Source organism: Companilactobacillus sp. HBUAS59699, assembly GCF_036913575.1.
GTDB lineage: Bacteria > Bacillota > Bacilli > Lactobacillales > Lactobacillaceae > Companilactobacillus.
The window spans coordinates 67792-88082 of the sequence record NZ_JAYKTV010000004.1; the positions used below are offsets into that span (position 1 = coordinate 67792).

Below are 20291 nucleotides of genomic sequence, written 5' to 3' on the forward strand. Positions count from 1 at the left end.
ATTATGACTTTTCTTCATTCTAAATACAGCCTGTCAAATTTGTGTCAAAAAAACCGTAAGCGTTTCATAGCTTGATACGACAATAATTATTTCCCAGTATAGACTCTCAATTGACACATTCTTAATATACTGAACGTGCAGTATTAAATAACACAGTCTAAGTCACAGAAATAGAGTACATAACTAGGAGGCTATTAAAATGATCGATTACAAAGAAATGGAAGCAGCAATGACAATCAAGTTAGACGATGAATTACCTGAAAAGACCGTCTTTCAAGAAGGAATCAGACGTGCTCCTGATCGTGGATTCCGTTTAACTAAAGAGCAAACCGAACTAGCTTTGAAGAATGCACTTCGCTATGTACATCCTAAGTATCACGATGTAGTTATCCCAGAATTTCTAGAAGAACTAAGAACTCGCGGACGTATCTATGGATATAGATGGTATCCAAAAGAAAAAATCTACGGCAAACCAATCGATGAATATGAGGGAAATTGTACAGCCGGTAAAGCCATTCAAGTTCAAATCGATAATAATTTGAACTTCGACGTTGCCCTATATCCATATGAACTAGTTACATATGGTGAAACCGGATCAGTTTGTCACAACTGGATGCAATATCGTTTGATCAAAAAATACTTACAAGCTATGACCGATGAACAAACATTAGTTGTAGAATCAGGACATCCTCTTGGTTTATTCAAATCAAAGAAGAGCGCACCTCGTGTAATCATCACAAACGGCTTAATGGTTGGTGAATATGACAACATCAACGACTGGGAAGTTGCTGAAGAAATGGGCGTTACTAACTACGGTCAAATGACTGCTGGTGGTTGGATGTACATTGGACCACAAGGTATCGTTCACGGAACATTCAATACTCTTCTCAATGCTGGTAGATTAAAACTTGGTATTCCCGATGACGGAGATTTAACTGGCAAATTATTTATTTCATCAGGATTAGGTGGAATGAGTGGTGCTCAAGGTAAGGCAGCTGAAATTGCTAAAGCTGTAGCCATCATTGCTGAAGTCGATCGTTCAAGAATCGAAACTCGTAAGAGCCAAGGTTGGATCAGTCAATTAGCTGAAACACCTGAAGAAGCTGTCAACATGGCCGAAGATTACATGAAACGTGGCGAAAGTACATCTATCGCCTTCCATGGTAATATCGTTGACTTACTAGAATACGTTAATGAACACAATATCCACGTAGATCTACTATCTGACCAAACATCTTGCCACAATGTTTACGAAGGTGGATACTGCCCTGTTGGCTTAACATTCGAAGAAAGAACAGCCATGCTAGCTGAAGACAAAGACAAATTCCACGGCTTAGTAGACAAGACTTTGAGACGCCACTTTGACGTAATCAAGTCATTAGTTGCTGACGGAACTTACTTCTTCGATTATGGTAACTCCTTCATGAAATCAGTTTATGACTCTGGTGTTACTGAAATTTCTAAGAATGGTCATGACGACAAGGACGGTTTCATCTGGCCTTCATACGTTGAAGATATTATGGGACCAATGTTATTCGACTACGGTTATGGACCATTCCGTTGGGTATGTCTAAGTGGCAAACACGAAGACCTCATCCAAACTGACCACGCAGCAATGGAAGTCATCGATCCTAACCGTCGTTATCAAGATCGTGATAACTATAACTGGATCCGTGACGCTGAAAAGAATGCTCTAGTTGTTGGTACACAAGCACGTATCCTCTATCAAGATTGCTACGGCCGTGTAAATATTGCCCTTAAGTTCAATGAATTAGTACGTGAGGGCAAGATTGGTCCAGTTATGCTAGGACGTGATCACCACGACGTTTCTGGTACAGACTCACCATTTAGAGAAACATCAAATATCAAAGATGGTAGTAACGTTTGTGCTGACATGGCTACACAATGCTACGCTGGTAATGCTGCCCGTGGTATGACACTCGTTGCCCTTCACAACGGTGGTGGTGTTGGTATTGGTAAAGCCATCAATGGTGGATTCGGATTAGTTCTAGATGGTTCCGAAGAAGTTGATGAAATCATCAAATCATCAATTGCTTGGGACACAATGGGTGGCGTTGCTCGTCGTAGTTGGGCACGTAATCCACATGCTATCGAAACATCAATTGAATACAACAAGATGAATGCAGGAACAGACCACATTACAATTCCTTATCTTGCTGATCAAAACGCAGTTGATGCTGCTGTAAATTCAATGTTCGAAGAATAAATTAAAAAATATATTTTAGCCATACAAAACAAATGGGGTTGTGACATAACTACCCTTTTGCATAAACGTGCAACAAAACATAACTTTTTCCGCTTAAACCAAAGGAGCCTAGCAATCCAAAATTGGATTACTAGGCTCCTTTGCCTTAATACTCGAAAGCTGACCATGTTTTGTCACACTCTTGTTTGTTTCTATCATTATTTAAAAATACGAACACCAAATGATGGTGCAAAACTAGAAGAGATCGAATCGATCTTGACATTTGTTCCGGGACGTAATGCATTTAGATATTGATTATTACCTAGATATAGTGCCACATGATAGCTAGCACCGGCTGGTCCCCAGAATACTAGGTCGCCACGTTGTAATGCATTTATCGAAACCTTTGTACCAGCAGTTTCCTGAGGTACTGTCCATGAACCGATATTTTGACCAGTTGCTTGACGAAATACATATTGCATCAAGCCTGAACAATCATAACTATCAGGACCCTTGGCATTCCATACGTATGGTTTACCCAATTGTGACTTAGCCGCAGAGATAACATCATCGATCATTTGATTCTTAGTCTTACCATTCAACGAAACCGGTGCACGATAACTAGTTATTTGTGTTGATACACCTGCTGGAATAAATCCACCGCTACTCAATTCATACCAAATTCCATCGCTCTCCTGCAAAGTAGATGAAACTTGAAGCAGAGCACCAGCAGACACACCGCCACGACTACCTGAACCGTAATTATCATTGTTGTAGACCAATGTATCTTTATTAACCCTTATTGCAGCAAAATTAGGATCCCATGTGTTGGCGGCATTTTGGTCAAAAACATCGTTAGTTATCTTCGTATAAGTACCTTCGATCCATTGATCGCCACCGATGCGATACCAAGAATCTCCATTACTATCAACTACTCTCTCAGAGAATTTCCACTCTGTACCATTAGTAAGCTTTTGTCCAGATGCTACTTTGTTAACGCCATATCCGTTCCACAAATCAATTCCACTGTTGGGCGCATAACTGATCGTGGCAGTACCAGTATTATCTCGTTGCAATGTAACATCACTAGTTTTTACAAATTCATGTGTTGCTACTCGATAAAATTCACCTTTATTACCAATCGTAACTTTTTTATCAGTTTGCCAAGGTGTGTTAGCAGCCAAAGCACGATTAGTAACTAACTTGCCATTATCATTATAAATTGATGTTATCTTACTAGTCATAACTACCTTATTAGTTGCAGCATCAACCGTAGTTTGATTCGTACCCACAGCAATTCCGACGATAATGCTTGCACTAATTAAAAGTGTCGTTAATAATTTTTTGTCCATAATATCTAATCCCCATAAGTTGTTTTGTTTACACCACTTAAGACTATCATCTAGCTTGTTTCTATTCAATTCAAAAAATGATTTAAACTAAAAAATCAGGCAAATTTGCCTGATTATTATTTATTCAAATATTTATCTTTTTCAGCTAAAATCTTTCTAACGTCATCAGTCGACTTCGTATCCATCATTGCGTTTCTCAAATCAGTTGCACCTAACTCCGGTCGTGCATAGATTTTGAAGAAACGCTTAAGCGATGGAAAACGTGGATAATCATAATGTTGTGAAAAATCATCAAATAAACTTAACTGCATTTGTAACAAATCTAATAACTCGTCTAAAGAATGCTTCTTAGGTCCTTTCTCGAATGCAAAGGGATTGGCGAACACCCCACGGCCGATCATGATTCCATCTAGTCCGGGATGCTCTTGATACAGCTGCATCCCTGCTTGGTAATCGGCAATATCACCGTTGATCTGAATCAAGGTTCGAGGTGCAATTTCATCACGCATCTTGATGATCTCATCTATAACCTCTAAATGTGCGGGAACCTTACTCATCTCCATCTTCGTACGCAAGTGAATTGTTAGCACTTCAACATTTTGATGCAACAAGAATGGAATCCAATCTCTGAACTCTTCAACTTTGCTATAACCAAGACGAGTCTTAGCGCTAACAGCAAGTCCTGACGTTTTTGCGGCCGCAATCACATCCTGTGCCCACTGATGATTTCTGATCAAATCACTGCCGCCATGATTCTTAATAACCGTCCCATCAGGACAACCCATATTAATATCTATTGCTTGGAATCCTCGTTCTGCTAAAGTAACTGCAGCAGTTTCGAAGTCAGCTGCACCGTTACCCCACAGTTGAACGACTGGTAAAGACTTCTCTCTTGGATCAACGTAGAGCCGTCCGTGAATTGGGAACTTAGTATTTGGATCAGTGATTGCCTTTGCGTACACAAATTCACTAAAGAACGTATCCGGTGGACACGCCTTAGTAATTACTTGACGAAAGACCGTATTACTAACAGCTTCCATTGGTGCCATAGTGAAAAATGGACGATTTTCTGATTTAGCTTTGGTTGAAATATCTTGCCAAAATGTTGATTCTGTCAAACTAGTTTACCTCTTTAATTGTGAAAATTTCATATCATTAATATATTACTAGTATATGACTTGAGAATCTAATAATGTGCTGGATTAATTTTCACAAAATAAAATGAGTTATAGATGCAGTTGCTGGTCAAGATATGGTCTTTGTTGCCGTGGTGGATCACGACAGTGATAATGCTATGACTCATAATATTATCGATGCTATGAAAAATAACAACGTCGATCGTGTAGCCTTCACCAATATTCTTGGACTCTACAATGAAGTTCCTGGTGAATTCGGTCGTTGGAATCATCAACAAGTCTCTGGAGGATTGCAGGCAGCTATCAACTCCGACAAACTCCTTGAAGCATCTGGATTAACTTACACTACCCTTCGCCTACCATGGTTGAATGACCGTGACGAAGTGAAGTATTCAGTTACCAACAAGAATGAACAATATGATGGTGTCTCAGGTTCACGTCAAAGTGTTGCCGATGTCGTATTGCATATTGTTAAGGATCCTAATTTTGGTGCCAATGATAGTCTTGGTATGGCTGATCCTGATACACAGGGATTGGATCGCCCAGTATATTAAAAAAAGTCATTCGTTAAATTTAACGGATGGCTTTTTTGTAATAATCAATTAAATATCGAAACATTTTCCATTAACTCTTTCAGCTTCAAAGCACTCCAAGGAAGATATTCAGCAATCGTCAATCCAACAATATCATTATCGGAACCAAGCCTATTAAGGATTTTAATTGCTTTGTCAGGATTTAACTTTCCACCGGATACTCCATAATCAGCCACTCCCGGTTTATCAAAATACTGATCAAAGAATAGATTCCGATCTAAAACATCGATATCAAAGTGAACTAAAATTTTTGAAAAATGATGCTGGTCGATCCATTTTTGAATTTTTTTAACATCAACTTGTTGATTATCCTCTAGTTGATAATCTAATCCTAATTTCGGCAATATTTTTTTCTCATCGTCAGTTGGTTTCTGTAATCCTACATACAAAATTGAGTCATTTAAGAATGGATGTTTAACTAATTTTGATAAATCAGGATCCCCCTTCCCCATCAAATTAGCCAAAACCATCGCATGTTCATTGGGAAATATTTCTGGATTAGAAATATCTGGATGAGCATCGATCCAAATTATCCCGACATCATCACCATATTTATCGTGCAAGTACGAGAACGGCACTTGGGAAACCATACAATTACCACCCAAAGTAATAATTCTATCTGGCTGTTCTGCATCGACAATTTTCTGTGCTTGATGAACATTGTCTAATACCGCTGACTGAGCTGTAACGCCATTTTCTATTTCTAATTTTGATTGATTTTTTTGTGGCGCAGCAACTGGAACCTGAATTGATTTTTGTTGTGAGTTTTTCGGAGCCAGCCAGTTGAGTAATTGCGCTCCGAAATAGTAAACCGGATTATCACCAGATTGCCAGTCTGGGTACATCATTCTTATTGTTTTGGTCATATGTATTACCTCTTTTTCGTTTATGAGATAATCATAAAGTCTATACTAACAATAGGGTCAAGGAGGTAATCATGAAAAAATTTTCTATTGGTGAAATGGCAAAAATTTGTAACGTCTCTATTCAAACTCTCAGATATTATGACAAGATCAATCTAATCAAACCAGCACAACGCAATCCTGAAAACAACTATCGTTATTACTTGATTCAACAAGTGTTTCAAATTAATATCATTAAATACTTGCAATATGCGGGATTATCAATTGAAGAAATACGTCGAGCTATCAATCTGAAAGGCGATCTCTTAGCGAATTTTTTAACTGATCAATCACATAATATTGACAATCAGATACAGCAACTTCGAAATAGTCAGCGACTGATCAATGGACAAATAACTCAATTACATGAGCTGAAAAGCATCACGCAGTATCCCTTAGAAACCGTTTATCAGCGCTACATCAACGAACAAAATATTATTCAAATCCCTACTCAACAAATCATCACGCCCTTAGATTATCCCGATAAAGAAACTAGCGAGCTGGATAAAATATTAATTAAAAATAAAACTATTGGAAATTTACAATACGGCTTCAGCTTTCCATTGAAGAATTATCAATCATTAGAAGATATCCACTATCAAGAAATACTGACTCAAGTATTCACTGACAGCAATCCAAAACTGAAGCAAGACATAAAAAAAATCCCTGAAGGAAATTATTTGTGTATCTCCTTTTACTGGGATCGTAGTAAGTACTTTGGTTATTATCAAAAACTTCAACAAGAATTTAATCAGCAATATCCAAATGCATCAGGGACTGTATACGAGATTTCATCAGTTGATTATTATGGTTACCACGATGAAAATGACTTTATTAATGAACTTAGGATTAAGTTACCTGAAAAATAAAATCTTTTGCAGTACAATGCGTTAGCTTTTTATTAAATGTATAGCTAGCTAAAATAATTTTTTATTCAAATTGAATACGTAAATCTCCTAATCCCGTACTGCTCCATTTATAACCCGCTAGTCGAGCAATTCTTGTTAACTCTGAAATATCTTGGCTAACTTCTTGTCCGAAATTTTCATCAATATGTGTCAAAATATATAAGCTAAAACCATTGACCGTTTTAGTGGCAACAATCTGTGGTGGAACACCATTATTCAATGCGGCGGCCGCTTTCAATAATATGTTCAATATTCGTTGATCCTTTTTATCTTTATATAGTCGATTATACATTGAATCAATTATTTGAAATGTTTCTGTTTCAAGATCTTCTCCCATGGTGTAACCCCCCTTTGAATTCAGAGTAATTATAAATGATTTGAATTTTTTAAACAATAAAATCCCCTAATTGTCCTTGGACAAAGTGATATTCTGAGTCGACTGTTTAGGAAATTATGGACTTCAGAGATAAAGGCATCTGTGTAATTCTTCATGGATTTTCCCTTTGGCATAAAGTTACACATGATTCGACAATTCGTTACATAAAAAAATCCATATTTTATTCGACACTTAAGCTGCATATTTAAAGACAATAGAGAATTATCGAATTTCTATCACTTATAAAATATTTATTTTTCTACGGACATTATTCTATTACTATGGACCGTTGCCATGACGAATCGAGCTAATGGCTGGGCAATGAAAACTTCCACAATTAAAGCAATTGTGAAATTGCGAGGTCAAGTGTATGGAAAGTTCCTAAAAGTTGCCATTGAAACATGGTTTGTTCCAATCCAAGCTCCTAAAATAGTCAATACCAACGACATTAAAAAGACATTACATACGGCTGTTATAAGCATAGCACTGCGAAAATTTAAAGATGAAAAGCTCGACGAAGTGCTCGCTGCAGCAACGATCAAACCAGCGATCATGCAAGTGGAACTGCGCCCATACTTCCAACAAGCGGATTTGAAGGCGCGGCTGGCACCTTATGGGACACGGCTTGAATCGTGGTATCCATTGGGACACGGTGATGCAGGAATCTTGAACGAACCACTGTTCACTGAACTTGCCGCCAAATACCAGAAGTCTAACGCCCAGATCATCTTACGCTGGCACGTTCAGTCTGGGCATATTGTCTTCCCAAAGACAACGAACCCGCTGCACATGGCCGATAACATCGCCCTGTTTGACTTTGAGCTCACCAATGAAGAGATGGCACAAGTGAGCGCCTTGAATAGCAACACCCGATATTACCAACGTGTCCTATGAAGAAGAAGCAGAGCACGTCAAATCCTGGCACCCAGCAGACTAAGCTTGTGCTTTATGAAAGCGTCGACTCAGTAGAAGACAATTTAACCAATCAATAAATTTAAGAAATGGATCACTTAATAAGTCATTGGCCAATGCTGGTGACTTTTTGTGTGACGTTTATTTGATAGCACCAACAAAATTCAAATCTATGTTCCTACACATGTTTACATCTGATTTGTATCTGTCAACGTCAACATCTACCACTAGGATCTAGCAAAACATGAAAAACAAATATAACCACCAAAGTATGCGCAGTTCTAATCATTGAGGTGACATATTCCAACAGCATTATATTTGATATTAGTACCGCAATAGATTACAGAAAGCGTGTTGGTACTGGATTCCCCGAGTTAGTCGAACGAATGGATGATTTCTCATGTGGGTCTCACTTTTTAATACTCCGATCTTATTCCACAATTTCCGGAATTGGTGACTTTCATGTGTGATATATTGTTGACATTGCAAACAATCTGTTTTAGTATTTAGTTTGCAATGCAAACTAAATGCGGAGGTTAGTTATGGAAACTACACAATTTATTAACAAATATCGTCTTTTTAACCGTTATTATGCGGATTTGCTTTCGGGGTTTGACCGAACGTTATACGGTGACCCTTTTACCCTGGTCGAAGATCGGGTTGTGACCGCAATCTGGAACGGTGAGCCGATCAGTCCGATTGAAATTAGCAATCAATTAAACCTGAATAAGAGCCAACTCAGCAAAATTCTGAGTAAGCTGGATAAGCAAGACGTAATCAAGCGCACTACTAACCCTTCAGATAAACGCTCAATGTTGATTAGTTTAACGAAATCTGGAAAAAAACGGCAAAGTCAACAAGTGAACACGGTCCAAACGGGATTAAGTCGCTTTGTGGCGACCTATACCGAAGGGCAGTTACAACGCGTTGATAATGCTATGACAGTCTTACAGCATACGTTAACCAATCAGCATGATATTCAAATTAAACGTACTGGGATAGCCGATATCGGTTATATCGCAGATTTACACGCCCGTGTTTACACCGACCGCGGTTATCATGCGATTTTCCAGTACTACGTGTTGTCCGCACTAGCAAAGTATGCCCAATCAGACATGGACGGGGTTTCGTTTATCGCGACCGTCGATGGTCAAAGAGCAGGTACCGTGAGCCTTGTCGAAGCGGAAGATGGTTATTGGCAAGTTCGATGGTTCGTCGTTGATCCAGCGTATCAAGGACACGGCCTTGGCAAGAAGTTAATCAAGACATTGATTGATTATGCTAAGCAACACCAGATTACTAAGATGTACTTATGGACAGTCAGTGAGTTAGAGGCAGCAAGAAGCATTTACAGACGCAACGGATTTAAGTTGATCGAATCAAAGCAGAATCACGAGTGGAAGGACGAACTGATAACAGAGGAACGTTGGAATTATCAAGATTAGCACGATGCGAAGAATGATTAGAAACATTGACTAGTGGTAACGCGTCCAGAGTTGCCGTGTCCTCTAAACAATAATGCGTCGGCAAGAGATAGTTTCTTCTAAAAGTGTAAGAAAAAACTGCCACGTATCGTAGCAGTCAACCAAGTATATTCGCGTACCACTTCATCCAAATTTGGCCAATTTCAACTGTTTCAAACGCATCAAGAATGCCATAAAATCAGCAATCCGACGTCATTCAAACCGTTCACTTACAACTCACGGTTAAGGCCGCGTGGAAATTTTCTGCGGATGGTATTTTAGTGAGTTACGTATGTCCCGGCGTCGTTGCAACACACCTAGCATCAAGTGACTTCGACCGCCCAATACCAGATGGCGCATGAAGCATTGCTGGGCAGCAACGTTACCAGACGACAGTCCTACGAATGGATTCTTCCGTGATGGTCAACCGAACCACGAAAAGCAAAACAAGCGCATGCCAAACAATGGTTTGCGCTTGTTTTGGTTATAGGGCCTGATGTGCTGAACTTGATACCACAGACCTACTGATTGGTGACTGATTAACTAGTTGAGGGTGGCAAATCTGTGGCACATTCCGTCAGTGCATTATATGCCGTTACTGCGGTAAAACGTCCGCAAACGCGCGTTACACCACAATTTTAAATTTTAGTCATTTGACTGATTTATTTCCCAAATATAAGCCGGCGTTACGTGATATGCGGCTCCAAAATACTTAAAAGCTTCTTCCGAGGTCACTAACAGACGTTGCTTCTCTGGTATTTGTAAGTATTTTGATTCAACCTCCTGATGTAATCTCTCTAATTTAGCAATATACTCGGTGGCATTGTCTTCATAAAAACTAGCATTCTGTGGATCTTTTTATTTCAAAACATTTGTAATCGTCCGCACGTATTTTATTCCATTAGCCAGATCTAACCATGCATGCGGATCTTCTTCAGTTTGATTAAAGGGCTGCCAAAATATTCTTTCCATTATACGAATATCCCAAAGCCGTTTCATTGTAGCGACGACCATTGCATTCTTCACAAATCACTTCCACAGAATCCGCAAAAGCCATATCATATTTAATTTTTCCCTTACCTTTACATACTGGGCAGGCTCCTTTTGAATTGAAGCTGAACCAAGAGGCTGCAAATTTATTTACCTTACTAAAGACTTCACGTATTTCATCCATTACTCCAGTGTATGTCGTCGGTGTTGAATGTATCGAGGTCCCGATTGGACTTTGATCAATAACAATTGATCCTGGATATTGTTCAGCAAAATCACCTCTGATAAGAGATGTTTTACCAGATCCAGCAACTCCCGAAACAGTTGTTAAAATATTTTTGGGAATAGTAATATTTAAACTTTTCAAATTATTTTTAGTGGGCAAATTTTATAATCAAGTTAGCTACTTGAAAAAGTTACACTTTATTTCTTGATACCCAAACCATCAATTTCCTTAGCATAATTACTCAGCAGACTGACTACCTCTTGCATGTTAATTCCATGATTAGCAAAAGGAATCTTGACGAGTTTTGCTTGCCCACCTGCCTGATTAAGCTTGCTGACAAATTTTTCAGATCCGGTAATACTTACCAAACTATCTTTTTGACCATGAATGATATAAACGGGAGGAAATTTATCGTTAATATAGTTTGTCGGTGACACTGCCCGCAGTCTATCTTTGTGTATTGTTAAATTCCCACCGAGATACTTTTCAACGATTCCAGGAATAACATTGCTACTTAAATAACGCCCATTTTTAGCTGTCCACGTCATATCAATAGCAGGGTACATTACACCGACTGCATCTGGAAGTGGTGCTTCTATCTTGCCACTTGAAACTAGGCCAGCATAAAGCAATGCAAGTTGACCACCCGCCGATTCACCCGAAAGGAAAATGTGTTCACCATCACCACCATACTCAGCAGCATGACTTTTTATCCATTTAATTGCATCGACTACATCATCAGTTGCAGTTCGCCAATTTGGATGGTTACCTGTTGCTAATCGATAGTTGATGCTAAAAGCGACATATCCTTTGTCAGCCATTGAACGATGAAGCCAAGCTGATGATTCTGAATCGCCAGAAGCCCAGCCACCACCATGAATATAGATATAGACTGGCTGTTTTTGTTTTTTCGCTATCCCTTTATTTTTATAGACAGACACTTTCAAATCTTTACCTTCCCGATGAGCAAAACTAACTTGTGTATCCGGTTTTGCACTTGTAGAAATACTTTTATCTCCCATTAAACTGATCTGACCGCCATTTTCACGAACAACATTTCTTTCTATCAGCCATTCGGTTCCACCAGTAAACAGTGCAATTATAGATACTAAAGTTAACGTGATTAAAAATTTTCCTGGCTTCCGTTTTTGTTTAATTATCCATCCAATGAATCCCAGCGACACTAAGGTTAAGAGAATCAACAAAACTAAAAGACGACCAGCAGCCAACGGGAAAAAAATACTACCAATTTGAGTTGTTAATAAGTGATTGGGACCTAAAACAAAGACAAACAATAAGAGGCACAATGAGGCCAATATGATCCCAAAAAATTTCACTACTGTAAACATAATTTTTTTCATTTTGATTTCTATCCCCTCCTCAAATTTTATCCAAGCAGCTTTGACACTGTTTAAAGTAATTTCGAATAAAGAGCATGCTACCTATCGTGAATATTAAATTCCCTTATTCGATGTTACTATCTGTTCATTCACGACTTTACAAGTGTAACATTACTTGGTAGTATTTTTAGAAAGTATCGCTCCAAATTGCTAAAATGAAACAATCAAAGGGGTTTTGTAAAGACATGAATAATGCAGAAAAGCAGACCTTTGCCAAAGATGAATTGACAAAGGCCCTTTTACAATTACTTAAAGAAAAGAAATTAGATCAAATTTCTGTCAGCGAATTATCCAGAGTATCACAGATAAGTCGAGTTTCCTTCTATCGAAACTTCCAAGACATGGAAGCAATCTTAGCCAATTATTGCAACAAAATCATGATGGATTGGTACCTTGAGAACGAGGCAAATTTCGATCAAGAGCGACGAGACTTTGGCCGAAATGACTCACTCTTGGCTGGCATATTTTGCCATTTAAACGATAATAAGGAATTTTATAATTTGCTAAATCGGCGCGGCTATTTACGGTTGATCGTCCCAGTTCTCAAAAAAATTCTCTTGAACAAACATGCTGACAACAATTATGAAATTTATTTAGAATCATTTTACCTATATGGAATGTATGGATGGATTAAGGAGTGGCTAGATAGAGGTTCAGTGGAGTCTCCTGAAGAAATAGAAACTTGGTTAAAAGTGAGAACAATCAAATTTTAACGAGTCATCTTTATATGACATGGATACTGAATCTAAACTTCCATTTTATGTACGAAAACAGCATATCGAAGTTTATTGCAAATTTATCGAGCAATTGCGGTAACCGCACCAACCAAAAGAAGATAAAGCTGAATTCGAATACCACGCAGATGAAAAAAACATTTATGTCGAAGATTTCAACAACAAACTTGATGATATCCTCGCCGATGCTGAAAACTCAGCAGTTGCTTACCTTGAAACTATTACTGTAGAACACTTGATAAATTCTGTGAAAATGATCTAAATTCACTTTTACGTATAGTTAAATATTTTTAAACTAACAAATTAAAAACAACACAAAAAATCCTCTTAGTTTTGATTTACATATCTTAACTAAGGGGATTTTTTTATCAAATTTTAGAGTCAAACAATAGTTATTAAATGTAAATTTGTCATTTCACAAAAATCATTTTCTGGACGTGATACCCAATACCTCATAAGGAGACAAATACAATGCTCTCATAATAATTTTAGACAATTCTTCTTCTGATAATGAGTCAGAATCATCCCCCAACCATGTTAATACCACTGACATTATTGCATTAGTCACGATACACAAGGCATAATTCTTGGGCAAATCACTCCGAAAAGTTGCTGTTCCTTTGACTCGTTTCAGTTCTCCTAAAATGGCCTTTTGCAATTTATCAGTGATAATCGATGCAAATGCAGGATCTCCGTTTGAACCAAAAAGAAAGCCAAGCAAGGCTTTATTGTCAGACACAAATGCAACAATTTTTTCAATCATTGGATAGAGCTGACCGCTGCTCAGTTCCTGATAATTCATGGTATCGTCGATTCCGGTATCTAATAATATCTGAAACTTAGAAGAAATACTGTTCTTCACCTTTGTCATCAAATCTTCTTTATCAAGATAGTGTAAGTAAAATGTTCCCCGACTAATGCCACTGATACGTGTCAAATCACTGACGGTAATTTGATCTAAAGACTTTTTTTTACCCACTGTAACTAGCGCATCCACAATAGATGTTTCAGTCTGAGTAATACGTTCCTGATGTGTTGCCATATTAACCTCCTGATTTAAATAGACACTTTTTTAAAAAATGTGCATAGAATTTGTTGCTGAATGTGCTTAAATGGATTTGTAATTTGATTAACACGTTGTCTATTATATTCTTTAGGAGGAGAAACGCAATGCCAAATTTCATCTCAGTTAAAAACGAAACTAAAACATATGGTAGTGGTGATCACGCTGTTACCGCCAACAAAGACATCAGCTTTAACATCAAACCTGGTGAACTGACTATTATTCTCGGAGCTTCTGGTGCTGGCAAATCCACTCTACTCAATGTCTTGGGAGGTATGGATAAACTGACCACTGGTTCTGTCAACGTCAATGGAGTTGAACTTGGGGGCCTTGACAAACGCGGACTAACAACATTCCGTCGTAAACAGATCGGCTTTGTTTTCCAGTTTTACAACTTGGTACAAAACTTAACCATTCAGGAAAATGTTGAATTAGCAGCCGAAATCGCAGATCAAGCTATGCCAGCAGAAGAAGCTCTTACCGCTGTTGGCCTTGGAAAAAGAACGCAAAACTTCCCGGCACAATTGTCAGGTGGTGAACAACAACGTGTCGCAATCGCCCGTGCAATTGCGAAAAATCCTGATCTGCTCTTGGCGGATGAACCTACTGGTGCGTTGGATTATAAAACTGGAAAGAAAATTTTACAGTTGTTTCAAGACTTCACTCGCCAATCTGGAAAAAACGTCATTATTGTCACTCACAATTCAATGATTCGATCGATGGCCGATCACGTAATTGAAATTGCCGATGGACAAGTTAAATCCGACACTCGTAATGAAAATCCAACACCGGTTGCAGAACTAGAATGGTAGGTGACAGAAAATGAAAACACTGAATAAAAATATCGCCCGCGAATTTAAAATGTCGCTTGCTCGTTACATCTCAGTCTCAGCTTTAATAATGCTCGGTGTATTTGTGTTAATTGGATTAAATGTTACAGGACCAAATATGCGTAAAACTGCTCAAACAGCTTATACTACCGAACACCTTGCTGATGCAAAGGTTTCCTCAACTGTTGCTTTAGACAAGAAAGATCAATCCACGATTCGCAATCTTTCTGGAATAAAAACTGTTGAATTTGGATATACAACCGATGCTTTAATCAAAAACACTAAAAATGCCATCCGGATTCAAAGTAATCCCCAATCACTATCTAAAATGACCATTACCAACGGTCATAAAGCAACTAACGCCTCACAAATTGTCTTAAGTAACAAATTACGTGGGAAATACCATCTAGGTGAAAGTATCACCCTCGAAGCTGGTAAAAGTGGTTCCAACATAGGATTGGAACATAAGAAATTTAAGATAGTTGGTTTTGCAACCTCAACTGAATATCTTAAAAAAGATAAAATTGGTTCTACCAGTTTGGGTAGCGGTACTCTGTATGGTTTTGCTTATACCACAAAAAATGCTTTTTCAAGTAACAATCCTAATGTTGCGCGGCTTTCATTCACTAATCCAAAAGGGGCTGCTTATTCATCATCTTATGAGCATCATGCCACCACTCTAGTAGACAGTCTCCAAGATAAACTTAATAAACGTAATCGTGCTCGGATCGTACAGTTACGTCAGGACTTAACGAAACAAATTAACACCGCCGAAACAACAATCGCACAAAATACTAGTGAAATTTCGAAAGCTAAAGAATCGTTGATTCAAGCTCAATCTCAACTAGATACACAAATGTCAGCAGCTAAAGCTGCCCAGTCGACAACAGCCATATCCGAACTAACTGATCAACAAAATACTCTAAATCAAAAGAAAAATGATTTGAAAATTCAGCAAGAAAAACTCAATTCAGCGAAAGAAAAATTAGCGACCGCTAAATCAACCAAGCGTCAGTTAAGTGATGTTACCCTCACAATTGCTAGTCGGAATGATTATAACGATGGCTACAATAACTACGGGGAAGACGCCGCTCGGATTGATGCTCTCGGTAAATCATTCCCTGCCTTCTTCTTCTTGATTGCCATTTTAGTCAGCTTTACAACTATGCAAAGAATGGTTGAAGAAAAACGGATTGAAATGGGAACTTTACGTGCACTCGGATATACCAAAGGCGAAGTAATGCGTGAATTCTTAGTTTACAGTGTCACTACAGCAGTCACTGGTACATTATTAGGTAGTGTGCTGGGATTAGTCGTACTACCAAAAATCATCTTCCGAGCCTACACGGCAAACTTCAATTTCTCCAATCTACAATTAGCTCTCCATCCAGAATTTATTGTCGCCAGCCTTGCATTAGCTTTATTCTCAACAGTCCTAGCTTCTTGGTTGGCAGCTCACTCATCATTGAAAATTAGACCAGCGGAGCTCATGCTTCCAAAACCACCGGCTAACGGTTCACGAATTCTTTTAGAACGAGTTACTCCACTATGGAAAAAAATGAGTTTCTCTCACAAAGTTACCGCACGTAACTTATTCCGGTATAAAGGACGCATGTTCATGACCATAATCGGTGTGGCTGGTGCTACAGCTCTAATGATTACTGGATTTGGTATTCGTGACTCCTTAAATACCATTGTTACCCGCCAGTTTAGTCAAATAAGCCAATATGATCTCGTTACCGTGTACAATCGTGATGCTGGCAAAAGTGAAGTTGCTGAAGCAAAAAACACCGTTAAAAATTCAGACTCTGTTAAAAGGTATACCGGTGCCTACTTTGCCAACATTTATTCGACTAATAGTAACTCGGATTCACATGAAAATATTTCATTGATGGTACCTAATTCAACCTCGCAACTTGATCAATATATAAAATTGAGAGATTACAAAACCCATCAAAAGATGACCTTGAGTAACGATGGTGCAATAGTTTCTCAAAAACTAGCTAAACTTCAAAACGTCGGTGTTGGGGACAGTTTCACTATCAAAGACAGTGATGGTACCAGTCATAAAATTAAGGTTGCTGGAATCACCACCATGTACGCTGGACATTACATTTACATGAACAAGACGTATTACAATCATGTTTACCATACCAAAGTTCATGCCAACGCCTATCTAGTCACTCTGAAACATGCAACCAAGAAATCCGTCAATAATTTCTCAGCAAAATTCAATAAAAAAGCTGCAGCGGTACAAACTGTTCAGTCTCAGGAAACTAAGTTAACCATCACTAATATCTTGAGTAATCTGAATAATCTGATCCTCGTTTTAGTATTAAGTGCTTCGTTACTATCATTAGTAGTGCTATACACATTGACGAACATCAATGTATCTGAAAGAGTACGAGAGCTATCCACTCTCAAAGTGCTAGGATTCTATCCAAACGAAGTCCTAATGTATATTTATCGTGAGACCAACATTCTTACCGGTGCAGGAATCATTGTAGGTATTGGTGTCGGTTATGCTTTCCACGCATACATCATGGATCTTCTCCCACCAGCAACAGCAATGGTCGCACCAGGATTGACATGGATGAATATTCTAATTTCAGTCGGCTTAACGATCATCTTCTCACTAATAGTAATGTTTATGATGAACCGTAAAATTCAAAGTGTCGATATGTTGGAAGCTCTAAAATCAGTTGATTAGATTGATTAAAGATGCAGATCAAAAAAAGGGGTTGTGACATAGCTACCTTTTTACATAAACATGCAGCATAAACGTGCAACAAAACATAGCTTTTTCCGCTTAAACCAAAGGAGCCTAGCAATCCAAAATCGGATTACTAGGCTCCTTTGCCTTAATGCTCGAAAGCTGACCATGTTTTGTCACACTCTCTATTTTTTTCAGTTTCCTTATATTTTACTATGATTCAGCGCTATCAGGATCAAACTGGAATCCGCCACTATATGGTGCATCGTCAATTGCGTTCATTTCAGTTTGTGTCAGTTCAAAATCAAAATCATCTAAATTAGCTTGCATGTGGTTAATGCTTGTAGACTTGGTTAATGGAATGATATCCTTTTGAATCAACCAACGAAGAATTACTTGTGAAGGTTGTTTCCCATATTTATCAGCAATTTCATTAACAGTAGCATCTTTTAAAACATCACTTCCGGGTCCACCAAAGGGACTCCATGCTTCGACTTGAACATTTTGAGATTGAGCATATTCAGCGGCTTCTGTTTGGGCAAAGCCAGGATGATATTCGATCTGATTAAGCATTGGTTTAATTTCACTATCTTCTATTAAAGCCTTTAAATGATGTGCCAAAAAGTTTGATACACCAATGGCTTTAATTTTTCCAGCTTTATATAAGTCCTCTAATGCTCTCCAAGTATCAGCATTCAATTCACGCCAGTCATCATGCCACTTAGCATTGGCAGGCCAGTGGATCAAGTAAATATCAACGTAATCTAATCCAAGTTTTCTTAATGATTCATTGAAAGCAGCAGTTGTTTTTTCATAGCCACGATGGGTATGCCATGCCTTAGTACTGACCAAGATATCTTCTCGTTTGAGATTGTTTTCGGCCATGGCTTCGCGGATTCCTTGACCAACGCTTGTTTCATTACCATATATCTCAGCAGTATCAATTAGACGGTAGCCACTCTTAATGGCATCTTTTACTGCTGAAATTGTCTGTTCTCCATCAGGAATAATTGTTCCAAAACCAACTACTGGAACTTTGTAGCCGTTATTTAATGTGTATGTTGAAGTTTTATCCATTTTTCTCACCTTTTACCTTTTCCTTATTCAACTGAAAATTGTTTTGACATATCTAACATATTTTGAAATCCTTTGGCATCTTCAGGCAGATTAAATCCATTGCCAGTATTTAAGGTCTTAATTTGTTCCATTTCTTGATCACTTAATTCGAAGTCAAAAATATCAAGATTTTCTTTTAAGCGATTGACATGAACTGTCTTTGGAATGGTAACAATATTTCTTTGTAGCAACCAACGCAAGATAACCTGTGCACTAGACTTACCATGCTTTTCAGCAATTTCATTTAAAAGCGGTATTTCGAAGACATTGTTATTACCTGAAGCAAATGGCGCCCAGGCTTCCATTTGGACATTGTAGTCGATCATTGCTTGCTGATCTTCTTCACGCTGATTAAAGACGTTTGTTTCAATCATATTGATAGCAGGACGAACGTCGGTAAAATTGATCAAGTCAACTAATTTTTGTTGTGTAAAATTGTCGACACCAATAGAACGAATCTTGCCATCCTTATATGCTTCACTGAGATAACGCCAAGCACCGTAATAATCACTTACGGGTTGGTGAATTAAGTACAAGTCTATATAATCCAAACCTAAATTGTTCAATGAACGTTCTAGCCCCGTCTTGGCTCCCTCATAAGAATTATCGGTAAGCCATAATTTAGAAGTAATGAATAATTCTGAACGATCAACACCACTTCTTTTAATTGCTCGGCCAACAGCTTTTTCATTACCATAAGCAGCTGCTGTATCAATCAAACGGTAACCTAACTTAATTGCTTGATAGACGGCCTCTTCAGCTTCATCTAAATTATCAACACGAAAAATTCCTAATCCTAATTTGGGCATCTTAATTCCATTATTTAAAGTAACGTATTCCATCTTTATAAATCTCCTTTTTTTATTTGAAATTTCAAATAGTCAATTGAAGCTATTTGTTTTTCAAAGTTATGAATTGCAGTTAATCTTTCACTTCTTTTTCTATTTAAAAGTTGTATCTGTTTGTTTGAAGTTTGCTTATCCTCTTGATTGGAATTAAAGTATTCCTCAATTTCCAAATGATTAAATCCGATAATATGTAATTGATTAATTAACCTTATAATTGGTAAATCAGCTTCAGAATAAACTTTGCTTCTTGTATTGCGATGTTGCAGTCGCCAACTATCGAAATCATCTAAAACCTGCTGACTAATTTGATATTTGATTTGCAGCTCATTTCGATTCACATATTTCACCTCGAGAAACAAATTTGATTGACATGTTGCTTGGCTAATCAATAACTGTAGTTTAGATGCTAAAGCGTGTTATGTAAAATACTTATTATATTCCATTAGTAATTCATTAAATGTATTTCTACTTTTGAATAAATTTTCTCAATTAAAAACAAATAAGGCCAACAATCAAATAATGA

At 37.9% G+C, this 20291-nt stretch carries 18 protein-coding genes and 2 pseudogenes; 9 read left to right on the forward strand and 11 right to left on the reverse strand.

What is annotated here, in order from left to right:
• Nucleotides 1-199 precede the first annotated feature (199 nt).
• A complete protein-coding gene (locus U8519_RS08790) occupies nucleotides 200-2227 on the forward strand; it encodes a urocanate hydratase (protein ID WP_334329954.1) in 2028 nt (675 codons plus the stop codon).
• 197 nt (nucleotides 2228-2424) lie between these two features.
• Here U8519_RS08790 and U8519_RS08795 read toward each other — a convergent pair whose 3' ends face one another.
• Both U8519_RS08795 and U8519_RS08800 read right to left on the reverse strand, forming a co-directional pair.
• The gene (locus tag U8519_RS08795) at nucleotides 2425-3558 is read right to left on the reverse strand and encodes a C40 family peptidase (RefSeq protein WP_334329955.1); all 1134 of its coding nucleotides are present in this window, start codon (nucleotides 3556-3558) and stop codon (nucleotides 2425-2427) included.
• Between the two features lie 116 nt (nucleotides 3559-3674).
• Nucleotides 3675-4676 (reverse strand): tRNA dihydrouridine synthase, encoded by a 1002-nt coding sequence (locus U8519_RS08800; RefSeq protein ID WP_334329956.1) that lies wholly within the window; start codon nucleotides 4674-4676, stop codon nucleotides 3675-3677.
• Between the two features lie 107 nt (nucleotides 4677-4783).
• Between U8519_RS08800 and U8519_RS08805 the strand changes: the two are divergent.
• Nucleotides 4784-5248 (forward strand): annotated as a pseudogene (locus U8519_RS08805) (NAD(P)H-binding protein); the annotation flags it as partial.
• Nucleotides 5249-5292: 44 nt separating this feature from the next.
• On the opposite strand, the gene U8519_RS08810 reads toward U8519_RS08805, so the two are convergent.
• Nucleotides 5293-6153, reverse strand: a complete 861-nt coding sequence (locus tag U8519_RS08810; protein WP_334329957.1) for an arginase family protein — start codon at nucleotides 6151-6153, stop codon at nucleotides 5293-5295.
• 71 nt (nucleotides 6154-6224) lie between these two features.
• Here U8519_RS08810 and U8519_RS08815 point away from each other — a divergent pair, with 71 nt between their 5' ends.
• Nucleotides 6225-7058 carry a MerR family transcriptional regulator gene (locus U8519_RS08815; RefSeq protein ID WP_334329958.1) on the forward strand — a complete coding sequence of 278 codons (834 nt, stop codon included), beginning with the start codon at nucleotides 6225-6227 and terminating at the stop codon, nucleotides 7056-7058.
• 61 nt (nucleotides 7059-7119) lie between these two features.
• Here U8519_RS08815 and U8519_RS08820 read toward each other — a convergent pair whose 3' ends face one another.
• Nucleotides 7120-7434, reverse strand: coding sequence for a bacteriocin immunity protein (locus tag U8519_RS08820; protein WP_334329959.1), 315 nt, complete (start codon nucleotides 7432-7434; stop codon nucleotides 7120-7122).
• Nucleotides 7435-7767: 333 nt separating this feature from the next.
• Between U8519_RS08820 and U8519_RS08825 the strand changes: the two genes are divergently transcribed.
• The 3 genes from U8519_RS08825 (at nucleotide 7768) to U8519_RS08835 (ending at nucleotide 10338) form a co-directional block, all read left to right on the forward strand.
• Nucleotides 7768-8367 carry an aldo/keto reductase gene (locus U8519_RS08825; RefSeq protein WP_334329960.1) on the forward strand — a complete coding sequence of 200 codons (600 nt, stop codon included), beginning with the start codon at nucleotides 7768-7770 and terminating at the stop codon, nucleotides 8365-8367.
• 560 nt (nucleotides 8368-8927) lie between these two features.
• Nucleotides 8928-9830 (forward strand): bifunctional helix-turn-helix transcriptional regulator/GNAT family N-acetyltransferase, encoded by a 903-nt coding sequence (locus U8519_RS08830; protein WP_334329961.1) that lies wholly within the window; start codon nucleotides 8928-8930, stop codon nucleotides 9828-9830.
• Nucleotides 9831-10206: 376 nt separating this feature from the next.
• Nucleotides 10207-10338, forward strand: a complete 132-nt coding sequence (locus U8519_RS08835; protein WP_334329962.1) for a hypothetical protein — start codon at nucleotides 10207-10209, stop codon at nucleotides 10336-10338.
• 170 nt (nucleotides 10339-10508) lie between these two features.
• On the opposite strand, the pseudogene U8519_RS08840 reads toward U8519_RS08835, so the two are convergent.
• The 3 genes and pseudogenes from U8519_RS08840 to U8519_RS08850 form a co-directional block, all read right to left on the reverse strand.
• Nucleotides 10509-10793: pseudogene (locus U8519_RS08840) on the reverse strand (metal ABC transporter solute-binding protein, Zn/Mn family); the annotation flags it as partial.
• Nucleotides 10792-11205, reverse strand: coding sequence for a hypothetical protein (locus tag U8519_RS08845; RefSeq protein WP_334329963.1), 414 nt, complete (start codon nucleotides 11203-11205; stop codon nucleotides 10792-10794). The gene U8519_RS08845 and the pseudogene U8519_RS08840, both read right to left, overlap by 2 nt.
• Before the next feature lie 56 nt (nucleotides 11206-11261).
• On the reverse strand, nucleotides 11262-12425 hold the full coding sequence (locus U8519_RS08850; protein WP_334329964.1) for an alpha/beta hydrolase: 1164 nt from the start codon (nucleotides 12423-12425) through the stop codon (nucleotides 11262-11264).
• A 224-nt stretch (nucleotides 12426-12649) separates the two neighbouring features.
• On the opposite strand from U8519_RS08850, the gene U8519_RS08855 reads away from it, so the two are divergent.
• Nucleotides 12650-13177 carry a TetR-like C-terminal domain-containing protein gene (locus U8519_RS08855; protein ID WP_334329965.1) on the forward strand — a complete coding sequence of 176 codons (528 nt, stop codon included), beginning with the start codon at nucleotides 12650-12652 and terminating at the stop codon, nucleotides 13175-13177.
• Between the two features lie 445 nt (nucleotides 13178-13622).
• On the opposite strand, the gene U8519_RS08860 is transcribed toward U8519_RS08855, so the two are convergent.
• Entirely contained in the window at nucleotides 13623-14240 is a 618-nt protein-coding gene (locus U8519_RS08860) for a TetR/AcrR family transcriptional regulator (protein WP_334329966.1), read from the reverse strand.
• 128 nt (nucleotides 14241-14368) lie between these two features.
• On the opposite strand from U8519_RS08860, the gene U8519_RS08865 reads away from it, so the two are divergent.
• Nucleotides 14369-15073: an ABC transporter ATP-binding protein gene (locus U8519_RS08865; RefSeq protein WP_334329967.1), complete on the forward strand. Its 705-nt coding sequence runs from the start codon at nucleotides 14369-14371 to the stop codon at nucleotides 15071-15073.
• A gap of 10 nt (nucleotides 15074-15083) precedes the next feature.
• The gene (locus tag U8519_RS08870; RefSeq protein WP_334329968.1) at nucleotides 15084-17801 is read left to right on the forward strand and encodes an FtsX-like permease family protein; all 2718 of its coding nucleotides are present in this window, start codon (nucleotides 15084-15086) and stop codon (nucleotides 17799-17801) included.
• A 216-nt stretch (nucleotides 17802-18017) separates the two neighbouring features.
• Here the strand turns inward: U8519_RS08870 and U8519_RS08875 are convergent, their stop codons facing one another.
• Genes U8519_RS08875 through U8519_RS08885 form a run of 3 tightly spaced genes read right to left on the reverse strand, consistent with a single transcriptional unit; the run spans nucleotide 18018 to nucleotide 20106 of the window.
• Nucleotides 18018-18881, reverse strand: a complete 864-nt coding sequence (locus U8519_RS08875) for an aldo/keto reductase (protein WP_334329969.1) — start codon at nucleotides 18879-18881, stop codon at nucleotides 18018-18020.
• Between the two features lie 23 nt (nucleotides 18882-18904).
• Nucleotides 18905-19762, reverse strand: coding sequence for an aldo/keto reductase (locus tag U8519_RS08880; protein WP_334329970.1), 858 nt, complete (start codon nucleotides 19760-19762; stop codon nucleotides 18905-18907).
• Between the two features lie 2 nt (nucleotides 19763-19764).
• The gene (locus tag U8519_RS08885; protein WP_334329971.1) at nucleotides 19765-20106 is read right to left on the reverse strand and encodes a hypothetical protein; all 342 of its coding nucleotides are present in this window, start codon (nucleotides 20104-20106) and stop codon (nucleotides 19765-19767) included.
• Nucleotides 20107-20291: the final 185 nt, after the last annotated feature.